Source organism: Vibrio aphrogenes (assembly GCF_002157735.2).
In the GTDB taxonomy this organism is placed as follows: Bacteria; Pseudomonadota; Gammaproteobacteria; order Enterobacterales; family Vibrionaceae; genus Vibrio; species Vibrio aphrogenes.
Map to the genome: position 1 here is coordinate 1,288,790 of NZ_AP018689.1, position 12,378 is coordinate 1,301,167.

16 protein-coding genes are annotated in these 12,378 nt (G+C 41.0%); 10 read left to right on the plus strand and 6 right to left on the minus strand.

What is annotated here, in order from left to right; all coding sequences use genetic code 11:
- Window positions 1–8 precede the first annotated feature (8 nt).
- Window positions 9–794, plus strand: a complete 786-nt coding sequence (locus tag VCA1004_RS05850) for a M48 family metallopeptidase (protein WP_086984664.1) — start codon at window positions 9–11, stop codon at window positions 792–794.
- A gap of 128 nt (window positions 795–922) precedes the next feature.
- Here the strand turns inward: VCA1004_RS05850 and hutZ are convergent, their stop codons facing one another.
- The gene (gene hutZ, locus VCA1004_RS05855; protein WP_086984328.1) at window positions 923–1,468 is read right to left on the minus strand and encodes a heme utilization protein HutZ; all 546 of its coding nucleotides are present in this window, start codon (window positions 1,466–1,468) and stop codon (window positions 923–925) included.
- A gap of 9 nt (window positions 1,469–1,477) precedes the next feature.
- The gene (gene hutX / locus VCA1004_RS05860) at window positions 1,478–1,987 is read right to left on the minus strand and encodes a heme utilization cystosolic carrier protein HutX (RefSeq protein ID WP_086984327.1); all 510 of its coding nucleotides are present in this window, start codon (window positions 1,985–1,987) and stop codon (window positions 1,478–1,480) included.
- Between the two features lie 158 nt (window positions 1,988–2,145).
- Between hutX and VCA1004_RS05865 the strand changes: the two genes are divergently transcribed.
- The 7 genes from VCA1004_RS05865 (at window position 2,146) to VCA1004_RS05895 (ending at window position 7,215) form a co-directional block, all read left to right on the plus strand.
- Complete coding sequence (locus tag VCA1004_RS05865; RefSeq protein ID WP_086984326.1) at window positions 2,146–2,907, plus strand: energy transducer TonB; 762 nt, start codon at window positions 2,146–2,148, stop codon at window positions 2,905–2,907.
- A gap of 3 nt (window positions 2,908–2,910) precedes the next feature.
- On the plus strand, window positions 2,911–3,597 hold the full coding sequence (locus tag VCA1004_RS05870; protein WP_086984325.1) for a MotA/TolQ/ExbB proton channel family protein: 687 nt from the start codon (window positions 2,911–2,913) through the stop codon (window positions 3,595–3,597).
- On the plus strand, window positions 3,590–4,006 hold the full coding sequence (locus VCA1004_RS05875; RefSeq protein ID WP_086984324.1) for an ExbD/TolR family protein: 417 nt from the start codon (window positions 3,590–3,592) through the stop codon (window positions 4,004–4,006). Before VCA1004_RS05870 ends, VCA1004_RS05875 begins: the two co-directional genes overlap by 8 nt.
- Entirely contained in the window at window positions 4,006–4,878 is an 873-nt protein-coding gene (locus tag VCA1004_RS05880) for a heme/hemin ABC transporter substrate-binding protein (RefSeq protein WP_086984323.1), read from the plus strand. The genes VCA1004_RS05875 and VCA1004_RS05880 overlap by 1 nt, the downstream gene beginning before the upstream one ends.
- A 9-nt stretch (window positions 4,879–4,887) precedes the next feature.
- Window positions 4,888–5,922, plus strand: a complete 1,035-nt coding sequence (locus VCA1004_RS05885) for a FecCD family ABC transporter permease (protein ID WP_086984322.1) — start codon at window positions 4,888–4,890, stop codon at window positions 5,920–5,922.
- Window positions 5,922–6,815 (plus strand): heme ABC transporter ATP-binding protein, encoded by an 894-nt coding sequence (locus VCA1004_RS05890; protein WP_232012578.1) that lies wholly within the window; start codon window positions 5,922–5,924, stop codon window positions 6,813–6,815. Before VCA1004_RS05885 ends, VCA1004_RS05890 begins: the two co-directional genes overlap by 1 nt.
- 88 nt (window positions 6,816–6,903) lie before the next feature.
- A complete protein-coding gene (locus VCA1004_RS05895) occupies window positions 6,904–7,215 on the plus strand; it encodes a DUF406 family protein (RefSeq protein WP_086984321.1) in 312 nt (103 codons plus the stop codon).
- A gap of 73 nt (window positions 7,216–7,288) precedes the next feature.
- On the opposite strand, the gene VCA1004_RS05900 is transcribed toward VCA1004_RS05895, so the two are convergent.
- Window positions 7,289–8,404 (minus strand): 1-acyl-sn-glycerol-3-phosphate acyltransferase, encoded by a 1,116-nt coding sequence (locus tag VCA1004_RS05900; RefSeq protein ID WP_086984320.1) that lies wholly within the window; start codon window positions 8,402–8,404, stop codon window positions 7,289–7,291.
- A 288-nt stretch (window positions 8,405–8,692) separates the two neighbouring features.
- Between VCA1004_RS05900 and VCA1004_RS05905 the strand changes: the two genes are divergently transcribed.
- The gene (locus VCA1004_RS05905) at window positions 8,693–9,325 is read left to right on the plus strand and encodes a hypothetical protein (RefSeq protein WP_086984318.1); all 633 of its coding nucleotides are present in this window, start codon (window positions 8,693–8,695) and stop codon (window positions 9,323–9,325) included.
- 168 nt (window positions 9,326–9,493) lie between these two features.
- On the opposite strand, the gene VCA1004_RS05910 is transcribed toward VCA1004_RS05905, so the two are convergent.
- Window positions 9,494–10,021 carry a nicotinate-nicotinamide nucleotide adenylyltransferase gene (locus VCA1004_RS05910; protein ID WP_086984317.1) on the minus strand — a complete coding sequence of 176 codons (528 nt, stop codon included), beginning with the start codon at window positions 10,019–10,021 and terminating at the stop codon, window positions 9,494–9,496.
- A 173-nt stretch (window positions 10,022–10,194) separates the two neighbouring features.
- Between VCA1004_RS05910 and nadE the strand changes: the two genes are divergently transcribed.
- A complete protein-coding gene (gene nadE / locus VCA1004_RS05915; RefSeq protein WP_086984315.1) occupies window positions 10,195–11,025 on the plus strand; it encodes an ammonia-dependent NAD(+) synthetase in 831 nt (276 codons plus the stop codon).
- A 119-nt stretch (window positions 11,026–11,144) separates the two neighbouring features.
- Here the strand turns inward: nadE and VCA1004_RS05920 are convergent, their stop codons facing one another.
- Together VCA1004_RS05920 and VCA1004_RS05925 are read right to left on the minus strand one after the other, a co-directional pair.
- Window positions 11,145–11,717 (minus strand): YceI family protein, encoded by a 573-nt coding sequence (locus VCA1004_RS05920; RefSeq protein WP_086984662.1) that lies wholly within the window; start codon window positions 11,715–11,717, stop codon window positions 11,145–11,147.
- Window positions 11,718–11,728: 11 nt separating this feature from the next.
- Window positions 11,729–12,268: a cytochrome b gene (locus tag VCA1004_RS05925; protein ID WP_086984313.1), complete on the minus strand. Its 540-nt coding sequence runs from the start codon at window positions 12,266–12,268 to the stop codon at window positions 11,729–11,731.
- Between the last annotated feature and the right edge of the window lie 110 nt (window positions 12,269–12,378).

Below are 12,378 nucleotides of genomic sequence, written 5' to 3' on the forward strand. Positions count from 1 at the left end.
TTAAAACAATGATATCCGGTGTAACACTGATATCCAGTATAACACTGACAGCCCTATTGACCGCCTGTGCTTCCTCTCCGACAGGTCGTAGTCAAATTATTTTGTTTTCTGAAAGTGACATGGCTCAATTAGGAAGTCAGTCTTTTGAGCAAATGAAGCAATCTGAAAAACTCAGTACCGATAAACAACTTAATGCTTATGTTCATTGTGTCGCCGATGCGATCACCAAACAAGTGCCGAAACAAGCTAGTTTTGAGCAATGGGAGGTGGTGGTCTTTGATTCCAATCAAGTCAACGCATTTGCTTTACCAGGCGGTAAAATTGGCGTCTATACCGGTCTATTAAAGGTTGCTACTAATCAAGACCAACTTGCTACTGTTTTAGGGCATGAAGTCGCACATGTATTAGCAAATCATGGCAATGAGCGTATGTCTCGTAGCCAAATAACAAACACAGGTTTACAAATCACCGATATCGCCTTATCTGGCAGTGAATATCGCTCTATGACGATGGGAGCTCTCGGTTTAGGTGTGCAGTATGGCATAACCTTACCTTATGGCAGAACGCAGGAAACCGAAGCGGATATTATGGGGATAGATTTAATGGCCAAAGCCGGATTTGATCCTCAACAAAGTATTCAGTTATGGAAGAATATGGCAAAAGCATCGGCAGGAAATCAACCTCCGGAGCTGCTCTCAACGCATCCTTCACATCAATCTCGAATTCAAGATCTTACCAAAGAAATCAAGCAATTACCGAAATACACAACCGCAAAGCCGCATTGTCAGCAATAACCTCAATCATTGTTTAATTTCATCTAACAAATGCGATAAGGTTAGATATACATAAAGGGAAGCAACATCACTTCCCTTTATGCTGCACTCGGTCGAATCAAGAGTACTCAAGAACTGGCGTGTGGACATTAATCCGTGATTTTTTTATGTCCTTGCTCTAAGTGAACAAAATCGACTAAATCATCACCGCTAACCTGAAATGCTTGACCAAACCCTTTTACAAATAAACCTTTGATTGGCTTCAAGCAAAACAATTTAAAATCTTCAAGTTGGCTTAAACCGCTGACAATCTCACCAAAACGCTGCTCTAATTCAGTGACCACGGCTTGCCATTCGTCCGTATTTCGCTCAACAAGACTTGCTACCGCATCAAAGGTTAACCTTTTACGGGCAAATAGTTGTTTCGATTGCTCTTCATCCTCAATCAGCATTAATGACACTTGAGGGTTTTCCATTAAATTTCTGGCATGGCGAGCAATCTCTGAAATTAATACATAATAACCCGTTTGATGAACCACAAATGGTGCATAGCTAACATTCGGCTGACCATTGTGATCCACCGTTGCTAATTGAAGGGTTCGTCTTTCTTGCCTAAACTCCTGAATTTCTGGCCCTAAACGGTTTTGTAATCTTTCTTTTTTAACATTGTTGTCTACAAGAGATTGAGTTTCCATGTATTTGTCCTATTCGGTCAGTTCTAATTTCATTTGTTGGAATTTTTCTACTTGATCAGCGTATAAAACTCGCTTCTCATCGCGGCCAAGATAAATCTTAAAAATGCTGTTGCCATCGCTATCAAAAAAGCCAAAGTAATAACTTTCTTTTCCTCTAAAAGGTTTTGAAACTAACGCAACGTGAGTAATTAAATCTAAACGTAAGTGACCGTGTAACTCTCCTGATCTTCCCATCAGATTGTAATAACCATGCGCGATTTTACCTTTTGGAAATGGCGCTTTTATTTCAAAGATAGAACCAAATGAGTGAACGATGGTGGTGACAGGCCCCCAACCCACAATACTTTCTAAAATTGATTGAGCGTGATCTCCAGAAATAACGGTCACCATTTCTTTTGGTAATACAGAAATAATCTCCCCTTCACTGACGTTAAAGTTTTGTGCTAATGAGGAAGGTAAGATATTCGGATCACTTTCAATAAGCTGACTGACTTTTTGTTGTAACTGAGCCTTTTCCATTGTGTTTACTCATTTTAATTAATAATTTCATTGAGGGATAAACCTAACTGTTGCAAATCATAATTTCACCCAAATGATAATGCAATTGATAATTGATATTATTTAGATTGTGATCAATAATCACCAAAATTAAGGTTCGTTCAAAAGGACATTTTGGTGTGAACGTCAGTCGATACACATTAGCCGCCACCGTATCTATTGCGGTACATGCTGGTATTTTCTCTCAATTTGAAGTGAGCAATGCCTTGGCTATGCCAGTCGGTAGCCAATCAACTTCGATCGCTGTGCAATTTGTACAGCCGGCTAGCCAACCGGTAATCAATAAAAAAATAGAGAACTACTCGAATAAAGCTAACACAATAGCAGCAGAGCCCTCTACCTCAACTCCAGCGACAAAGCCAAATAAACCGGCTTCTAAAGCTGAGTTAGTTAGAGCGACATCTAAAGATTTAGTTCAAAAAAACACCGTCGTATCTAAAAAAATATCGGCTCCAAAAAAACAAGTTGCGGCTAATCAGCCAAAAGCTGAGAAACCGGAACCACCTACGTTTAATGACTCATTCACACCTACTAAAAGTCCTATTAAGAATAGCAGTGAAAGATCAAAAGCACTGACTAAAAGTGGTGTTTCTGAGATGCCCATCTTAATTGAGCAACCTAATTTTTTAGCCCCACCGACAAAACCTAAATACCCACGCCTCGCACAAAAACGAGGCCTTGAAGGCACGGCTATGTATGAAATCTGGCTTGATGAAGATGGCTCTCAAATCAAGCAAAGCCTACTGTCTTCCTCAGGTGCAGCCATGCTAGATAAAGCGGCACTGGATGCGATCAAAAAATGGAAGTTTTCCCCTCGTACTGTTAACGGTGTTTCAATGGCCCACCGTGTTCAAATTCCTGTTCGTTTTAAATTGGATTAATTCATGACTTATCTATCTCTTATTGAACAACAATTAGGCATGATGGCGTGGCCATTATTGTTATGTTCCTTGATCACCTTAATCCTGATCTTTGATCGCTTGCTATTATTAATACTCAACCTCTCTATTGGTCGAGCTCAATTTACACGTCACTTATCGATGCTTACCCCTCAGCAATTGCCCGCAATTTACACCTTAGCAGAGCAATTTTCTCAACGTAAAGCCATGCTGTATCAAGGAGTGGCCGTTTTGCTGTATCAATCCACAACAGAAAAAAGTTTACGTGAAGATGTGGCTGAAATGTGGCTACAAGAAAAACGTCACCACCTACAAAGCGGCATAAAATTATTGACCTTAATTGGTGTGATCAGTCCTTTATTAGGCTTACTTGGGACAGTTCTTGGCTTGATTGAAATGTTTAAAGGCGTTGCGGCCAGTTCAGGCAACATCACACCGAATGATTTAGCCGAAGGCTTGGGGTTGGCTATGAGAACGACTGCCGCAGGCTTAATTATTGCGTTGCCAGCGATTGTTTCAGCCCAATTATTCACCCTATGGAGTGAAAAGCTGTTAGCTAAAGCAGAACATGCTATGAATCGAGTCAATCTATGGATTGAAGGGGTTGACGTTGCTTTATCGCCAGTATCAAAACCGATGAATGACTCATCCTCAAAGGTGCTCAATGATTAAGTCCAATCGTCATCCTATTGAATCTTCCATCGGCCCAGATTTAACGCCACTGCTAGACATCATTTTTATTGTTATGGTGTTTTTAATGTTAACGGCATCGGTCAAATTAAAGTCATTAGATGTTCAATTACCATCGAGTGAGACCGCAGCCTCTAAAGCATTAGAGAAACAATCATTAACCATTAATATTTTAAATCAAGCCCCATACTGGGCAATTGATGGCCAAACCTATAACAACTGGGAAGCCTTTCAATCCGGGTTGTTAGAAAAAGTCTCCGCTGCTCCAGATAAAGATCTGGTGATTGCTGCAGATAAACACGCAGAAATTCAACACATGGTGAAGCTATTTGGATTGCTCCATGAAAACGATATTGCTGCAACTCAAATTTTGATGGAGGAGACCAATTAATGTCTGTTTTTTCACCGACTCTAAACACGTTTAAATATCTTATTACTGTGCCAGTGGTAACGCTGTCTTTTCTTGTATCACCTTTTTCTATGGCACAAGAACGCATTATTAGTGCCGGCTCTGCAGTCACTGAAATTGTTGAAGCATTAGAGGCAAGTGACCAATTAGTGGCGATTGATGTCACAAGTGTCCAACCACAAGGTAAAACTTTACCGGTTGTGGGTTACCACCGACAACTTTCTGCCGAAGGATTGATCGCTCTGCACCCTACTTTATTAATCGGTTCCGATGAAATGGGCCCAGATGCCACACTCAAAACACTGCAGCAAGCTGATATTAACGTTGCGGTGGTGAATAATGAAAGTTCCGTTACCGGGTTAGATAAACGTATTGATGAAATTGCCGCCCTGACTGGCACACAAGACAAAGCAGCAGCCATTAAACAGCAAGTTCACCAACAAGTAACCGCACTTTCTAGTGTCAAGCCAACCACACCTAAGAAAGTGCTTTTTTTACTCATTCATGAAGGCCGTCCAGCGAATGTTGCAGGAAACAATACTACACCAGATGCCTTGATACAGCTTATTGGTGCCATCAACCCCGCAGCCGAACATCTAGAGTCTTACAAACCCATTTCCGTAGAATCTATGGTGGCAATGCAACCGGATATTATCTTAGTGAGTGGCCGTAGTTATCAAGAGCTTGGTGGTCCTCAAGCGGTATTGAAAAAAATGCCATTACTGGCGGCAACTCCAGCAGGACAATCGTTGTCTATTCTCCCTATTGATGGCAAAGCATTGGTTGGTGGATTAGGTTTAATGACGTTATCAGAAGCGCACCGTGTTCAAGCCCTTATTTATCCACAACAATAGGACCTTAACATGCTAAGGAAAGCCCGATTATCCCATGTGATATTTTTGTTTCTGACCCTTGTTGTACTCACTTCATTGGTTTCGATTACTGTTGGTCCGATGAATATCAGCTTAACCCACAGTATTCAAAGCATGTTATTCATGAATGAGGGGTTACCAACACATGTTGAGTTAATCGTCCATCAAGTGCGATTACCTCGAACTTTACTTTGTATGTTCATTGGTGCGATTTTGGGATTATGTGGTGCGGTCATGCAAGGGCTTTTCAGAAACCCATTAGCTGAACCTGGGATCATAGGTGTATCTGCCGGAGCCGCTCTAGGGGCAGCCTTAGCGATTGTGTTCTTTTCTGGTATCTCAGCTCAATATCCGATATTTATGAACATCGCCGCCATTCCCTTATTTGCTTTTTTAGGCGGCGCATTAACCACTGTTGCTGTGTATAAAATGGGAACCAGCCGTTTGGGCACCTCGGTCACCATCATGTTATTAGCCGGAGTGGCAATCAGTGCCTTATCTGGCGCGGCGATTGGTTATTTAAATTTCATTGCCGACGATCAAATGCTGCGAGATCTCTCTTTATGGTCGATGGGCTCATTAGCCGGCGCCAATTGGAGTGGTATTTTACTCGCTGCTGCCACCTTGCTGATACTCTCAGTTTTATTTATCAAACAAGCCCCAGCCTTAAATGCCTTGTTACTCGGTGATGCTGAAGCCAAACATTTAGGCGTCCCAATACAAGCATTAAAACGTCGCCTGATCTTATTAACAGCGGTTGGCGTCGGAGTTTGTGTCAGTTTAACCGGTGCCATTGGTTTTATCGGTTTAGTTATCCCACATTTAGGACGAATGCTGGTTGGGCCCGATCATCGAACTTTATTGCCGGTATCGATTTTACTCGGAGCATTATTATTAACCGTAGCTGATATGTTTGCGCGCATAGCAATCATCCCAGCAGAACTACCGGTTGGGATAGTGACAGCACTGGTGGGAGCTCCCTTCTTCTTATATTTGTTATTTAAACAAAAAGGACGCTTTATCTAATGTTTTCCATTGAAAATCTATCGAAAAAAATGGCCGTACAAAACCTTGATAAAGCCAACCAAATCTTTGTGCGTCCAAAAAACTTACCCTTGGCTCAAAATAATGTTGCTATCAAAGCAAGACACCTGTCATTAAAGTTTGGTCAGAAAACGATTCTAAACAACATCAACTTAGATATTCATCTCGGCTGTGTCACTGCCTTGCTAGGCCCAAATGGTGCGGGCAAAAGTAGCTTATTAAAGCTGTTATGTGGTGAGATGAATTTACCGAACTCTTCAGCAGAACCTACTCCGACACTGCATTATTTTGGCAAACCGGCACAACAGTGGGACAAAACCCTATTAGCCAGACATTTAGGCATCTTGCCGCAACACAGTACGCTATCATTTCCTTTCTTAGTCAAAGAAGTGGTTGAACTCGGTGGCTTACCCTTAGCAGTATCAAAAGAAGAATTGCAAAACATCACTCAGGAAAAAATGTGCCAAGTTGGTATTGATAAGTTGGCTGAGCATTTATATCCACAGCTCTCGGGGGGAGAAAAACAACGGGTTCATCTTGCTCGGGTGTTAACTCAACTGCATTTTGCTGATGCCCATCGAATTTTCATGTTAGATGAGCCCACTTCTGCACTGGATCTATCCTATCAACATAAGACCTTGCAACTGGCTCAACAAATGGCACAAACAGGTACTGCCGTCGTAATTGTATTACATGATTTAAACCTCGCCGCGCAATATGCCGACCGAATTTTATTACTTCATGAAGGTGATATTGTGGCGGATGGTAATGCATGGCAAACCTTATCGCCAACCAATATAGAGCAAGTATATGGGCAACAGACTATAATTTCGACACATCCCAAATACGGTTTCCCGGTGATCATGCCAAAGTAGCTGAAAATTGTTTATCTCAGCGTATTTTCCTGGTTTTTGCATAAAATCAGGCGTAAAGTACCCACAGTTTTTGTATGAGGATAAATATATGACAACCGAAACCGATTATGAAGTAGCTGAAAACCAAGTATGTGAAGCTTGCGGCTGCAGTGCGGAAATGGGATTCATCATTAAAGAAGGTGATGATGTTGCCGAAGTCACTATTTTTGCCCAAGGAAAAGAGGTTTTACTCTCTCAATTAAATCCATATCTTCAATTAGCAGAGCGTGTTAACCCTGCCTATAAACATGAAATCGAAGATATTGCGGATGACGCAACACAATTAACTGCTCGTATTCAATTTGAATGCAGCGCTGAAAAACTGATTTTTGAATTGCAAAGCCGTTCTTTAAATCGTTAATAATATTGCGTTTATCACGTATAAAAAAAGCAACTGCGAATACAGTTGCTTTTTTTGAACTCAATTATTCTAATTAGACAATATCTTGCTTATAGGCGACAGGATTGGCATACATTTCAACTAACTTTTGCTGTGCACCTTCCGGTAGTGCTTTTAGTTTTTTCGCAAAATGTGCTTCCACTTCTTCTGTAATCGAATCACTTTGTTTGCCGGCAGCTAATAAATTGACAGGATACAGGCGATATAAGTCATGAATTTGACGATCAAGCTCTTGGGCTAATTCATCGGCACTCTCAAAATCATCAGTAATCACATCACCAAAACTGACGTGAACGCGACCTTTCTCACCAATAATACCTTTGACAATACTACTAATATCCTCAAATTCACTTTTCTCGTATCGACCATTGACTTCAATTTCATACAGCTCTTTGGCTTTATCAAGATCACAAGGATCATTTTCGTATGAGATCGAAACAGGGACAATTTTTAGTGACTTAATGTACTCAGGAAAGGCTATTTTTTGACGACGCCCTTCTACGTGGAACATTTTTAAAATGGCCGGTTCGGTTAAATCTCTGCCATCTTTGGCTCGCCCTTCGCGCTGAGCGATCCAAATGGAATGATTATTTTCCAAAGAATGCTTAATGTATGAAGACAATAATGCCAACGCCTTCATCATCTCTCGTGGTGCTTTGATTGAGCGTTTCACAATGAAGCTTTTATTCAACTTCATCATTTCTGTCGCGCACGGCATTCTTAGTAAGTTATCACCAATCGCAATACGAACCGTTTTATGTCCATTGTTGTATAGTCCCCAATTCACTAAGGCGGGGTCCATGGCGATATCACGATGATTGGATACGAAAAGATAAGCTTGTTGTGGATCGAGTTTCTCTAAACCTGAGTAGGTCACACCATTGGTGGTTTTGTTGAGTGTAGAATCCATAAAGTGTTCGACTTCATGCTGGATATCATCAACACTCTTAAGCTTTGACCACTTGAGTTTCAGATACACTTTGATCATCGGAAAAATCAGCTTTTTAAACCAAGCAGGCTTATGCGAAAAACGATATTTTATGATCGCATTAATGAAATCTTTATCATTAATTAATCGTTCTAACGCGGCTGGAATTTCATCATCATTATAGGGACGAATTTCTTTATATGGATCGCTATCTATGCTCATTAATTTACTGCAGTTATGAATAAACACGTTATTTTACGTTGATCCCCTTAAAATAAACAGGCGCAATCTAACGTAAAGCCAATTTTGAGGCAGTAAAGTACATGAAATCGTAGAAATAGTGAATAGTTTCAAGTTCAAGTTTGACCAAACTCTGTTTTAACCCCTCACAATTTGTACGATTTTTGCTTCACGACCAAACAAATCTACACCTTGAGCAAGCTAAAAAATTTGGCATACCGATTGGAACGCGTTATCTTAGCCCGTCATTTTATAACGATATAGAAATACATGAATTACCTTATTGCTCACCAAGTCCATCATTACCCTTACCTTCATACAACCGCACGCAAAAAGACTCTCAAGCATAAATTGATGACGGTCTTAAAGGGCTTAATGTCCGTTCGCTTGGGAAAAAATGAGTATCTCGTCACCGCAGGCAACAGTATTTGGCTACCTTTCGATTGCTTAACCGCTATCAGTTACTTTCCAAATTGTCAGGTATTAGAAGTCGAAATCTCAAGCCGCTCAACCCAAGTATATCCATTTCAGGCAGGTTTTATCGACGCTTCTCCCCTTTTAAGCGCGTTATTAGACACACTTAAAAGCAATGATTTTGATGTTGATAATGAGGAACAACGATCTTGGTTAACCGCGCTTAATTTTCAACTGACAAAACTAACGCCGACATTAACCGAGTCCCACCTTACGCTTGAGGCGCTGTCACCAACAGCATCATGCCAAGCGAATCTTGCGGAACAAGGGGTTGATGTAGCTGAAGTGCAATTAGCGTTACAAGTTAGACAAGCTATAAAAGCTCGCTCTTCCGGCAGCAAGCCACAAAAAATCATCAATGATCTCTTTGATGGAAATCATGAACTCGCACAACAGTTATGTCTGTCTATCGCGAATCACTCTCTCTAATAACAAGGCGTGACTTGTTCATAACCCTTTTCAGCCTATAAGATGATTTGGTTTATAGGGTGCTTTGTGGTTTATAAGGTGCTTTGTGGTTTATAAGATTATTTGGCTTAAAAGAATCTTTGACCGGTTAAAACCGCGAGCTTAATGGCACTCACCACGTACTCATTCTCAATGTTGTTGATACAACTTATGGCTATGAATGAACTGGCTTACTGAGGTGGTGGTGAGACCCTCGATGCTGCTTCCAGCTTCAAGGTGTTGTCGAATATGGGTGCTGCGTACAGGGAGTGTTTCAGGGCACGCTAAAACGCTCCATTGTTGCGTGATTTCTTGAGCTTTATAAAATTTTGAAAACTGTAAAAAATTATCCGGCCCGATGACAAACGTTAATTCACTCGCTGGATAACGACATTGTAATGCTGACAGCAGCGCAAAAGTAGTCACCGCTTGGGCATCCTCGTCTTGCTCTAAAAGCGTTCTCTCAATGGTACTCAGTTCGACTTGTGGCAAATTCAAATCTTGCATAAATGCGGTGACCATTTCACAGCGAGTGTCATAATCGAGCATTTCTTTTCCCCAAGCGTGAGCAATACTTGGCACCATCAAGATCAAATCAAAATGGCTGAGCCTTTCTAAGACACTTTTATGGCCTAAGCTAGGTGGATTAAAAGCACTTCCAAAAACGGCAATTTTCACGGTCAATTTCCTATGTATCACGATGACAACCGCGAGCAAGGTTACCTTGATGTAACGAGGATGGAAAGTCCCTTGTTTGTTTTAGCCCAATCGCCACGGATATCTTGAGGTTAGTCGGGTATATGATAATCTTGTCTAATCATTTACATTTTGCTGCACAATAAGGAATACACATGGAGCAACTCATTCGTCAAGAAATGCAAGTTCTACCCTCAATCGATGCTCAATTTGAAATCGCCCGTCGCGTCGCTTTCATTAAAACAAAGCTTCAACAATCTGGATGTAAATCTTTAGTTTTAGGTATCAGTGGTGGGGTTGATTCAACAACTTGTGGACGCTTAGCTCAATTAGCAATTGAAGAGTTAAATCAAGAAACTCAATCAACAGATTATCAATTTATTGCGGTGCGTCTACCTTATGGCGAACAAAAAGATGAAGACGAAGCTCAGGCAGCTCTGTCATTCATAAAACCGAGTCACTCGATTTCAGTCAATATCAAAGCCGGTGTCGATGGATTGAATGCCGCTTCACATGAAGCTCTTCGTGGTACCGGACTGCTGCCTACAGACCTTGGTAAGCTGGATTTTGTCAAAGGCAATGTTAAGGCTCGTGCACGCATGACAGCACAATATGAAGTGGCCGGTTATGTTGGCGGGTTAGTATTGGGTACGGATCATTCAGCTGAAAACATTACGGGATTTTATACCAAGTTTGGTGATGGAGCTTGCGACCTTGCGCCTCTATTTGGCTTGAATAAACGTCAAGTTCGTCAAGTTGCGGCAGAGCTTGGAGCGCCCGATATCTTAGTGAAGAAGGTTCCAACTGCCGATTTAGAAGAACTAGCACCACAAAAAGCGGATGAAGATGCATTAAATCTCACTTATGACCAAATTGATGACTTTTTAGAAGGTAAAGCCGTCAGTCAAGAAGTCGTTGATCGCTTAGTGAAGATTTATCAAGCTACACAACATAAACGTCAGCCTATCCCTACAATCTACGATTAAAGCGGCCGCAGGGAACGGGGATCTTCTCACCAATCCCCCTTCCGTCCATAATCTAAAACAATAAAAAAGGCTCACACCTTAATGATGTGAGCCTTTTGTCTATTTTGAAGAAGCACTTGTTATTTTTGCTGTACGCCTTCAACGTATAAATCTAAATCTACATAGCTTGCGCCAGCCATTTCTTTAATACCAAAGTCTTTTAGGTCAATGCGTGAAGTCCCTTTAAAGCCTGCACGCTCACCACCCCATGGGTCTTTACCCGCACCGATAAATTCCGCATCAATGGTGACAGGCAAAGATTTACCGTGCAGCTCAAGTGTGCCATCAACCGCGAGTTTGCCATCACCTTTATCGGTCACTTTAGTACTGGTAAAGGTCGCTTTTGGATATTTACTCACATCTAAAAAGTCATCACTACGGATGTGCTTATCACGTTCTGCATGGTTAGAGTCAATACTGCTTGTATCAACCACGACATTCACTTTTGATGCAGCAATGTCTTGTGGATCATAAGAAAAGGTCCCTTCAAACTCATTGAAGCGCCCTTGAGTAAAACTATACCCTAAGTGACTGACTCGAAAGTTGACAGAAGCATGAGCACCTTTAGTGTCAATAGTATAATCAGCCGCCACCGCGCCGATAGGTAAAAGCATTGTGGTACAAAGGCTCGCGGTCGCTAGCCACTTTTTCATATCCATGTTGATCATTTTCTTACTCCTGTCATTTTACGTAAGGTATTGTCTTTATTGTAAAAGTGATGTTTCAACGCTGCGATTGCATGTAATGATGCTAAGCCAATCAAAATACATGCAAAATAATAATGTAGTAATCCGGCGATATCAGATTGATCCTCAAATAACGCACCTAATGATGGGACGGTATACCAATCAAAAATATCGATACCACGCCCTTCTGAGGTCGAGATTAAGTAACCTGAAATGAAAATCCCAAATAACAAAGCGTACATTAAAAAATGCGCTATTTTGGCCGAGATCTTTTCAAATGGCGTACCATCAATAGTAGGATTAGCCGTAAAAAGTTTCCACAATACTCGGAATACGGTATAAGCGGCTAATAACAAACCAACCGATTTATGCCAATGGGGAGCATCTTGATACCAAGGGCTGTAATAGCTTAAATCAACCATCCACAAACCTACGGCAAACAAACCAATTACAACAACGGCAGACAACCAATGATTAATTTTCGTTAATAGGTTGTAACTCTCTACTTCTCGACTCATAAATACATTCCAATCAACCAGTCATATTGTTTAATAAAACAAGTATTACCAATAACCTTTTGAAATAAAAGCCCTGATTATGTTCATCTTGTTCAAATATTTCGATGATA

Excerpts from the sequence above, each read along its gene's own strand:
- VCA1004_RS05850 (WP_086984664.1), top strand. The coding sequence starts at position 9 with ATGATATCCGGTGTAACACTGATATCCAGTATAACACTGACAGCCCTA.
- hutZ (WP_086984328.1), bottom strand. The coding sequence starts at position 1,468 with ATGGAAACTCAATCTCTTGTAGACAACAATGTTAAAAAAGAAAGATTA.
- hutX (WP_086984327.1), bottom strand. The coding sequence starts at position 1,987 with ATGGAAAAGGCTCAGTTACAACAAAAAGTCAGTCAGCTTATTGAAAGT.
- VCA1004_RS05870 (WP_086984325.1), top strand. The coding sequence starts at position 2,911 with ATGACTTATCTATCTCTTATTGAACAACAATTAGGCATGATGGCGTGG.
- VCA1004_RS05875 (WP_086984324.1), top strand. The coding sequence starts at position 3,590 with ATGATTAAGTCCAATCGTCATCCTATTGAATCTTCCATCGGCCCAGAT.
- VCA1004_RS05880 (WP_086984323.1), top strand. The coding sequence starts at position 4,006 with ATGTCTGTTTTTTCACCGACTCTAAACACGTTTAAATATCTTATTACT.
- VCA1004_RS05885 (WP_086984322.1), top strand. The coding sequence starts at position 4,888 with ATGCTAAGGAAAGCCCGATTATCCCATGTGATATTTTTGTTTCTGACC.
- VCA1004_RS05890 (WP_232012578.1), top strand. The coding sequence starts at position 5,922 with ATGTTTTCCATTGAAAATCTATCGAAAAAAATGGCCGTACAAAACCTT.
- VCA1004_RS05895 (WP_086984321.1), top strand. The coding sequence starts at position 6,904 with ATGACAACCGAAACCGATTATGAAGTAGCTGAAAACCAAGTATGTGAA.
- VCA1004_RS05900 (WP_086984320.1), bottom strand. The coding sequence starts at position 8,404 with ATGAGCATAGATAGCGATCCATATAAAGAAATTCGTCCCTATAATGAT.
- VCA1004_RS05905 (WP_086984318.1), top strand. The coding sequence starts at position 8,693 with ATGAATTACCTTATTGCTCACCAAGTCCATCATTACCCTTACCTTCAT.
- nadE (WP_086984315.1), top strand. The coding sequence starts at position 10,195 with ATGGAGCAACTCATTCGTCAAGAAATGCAAGTTCTACCCTCAATCGAT.
- VCA1004_RS05920 (WP_086984662.1), bottom strand. The coding sequence starts at position 11,717 with ATGAAAAAGTGGCTAGCGACCGCGAGCCTTTGTACCACAATGCTTTTA.
- VCA1004_RS05925 (WP_086984313.1), bottom strand. The coding sequence starts at position 12,268 with ATGAGTCGAGAAGTAGAGAGTTACAACCTATTAACGAAAATTAATCAT.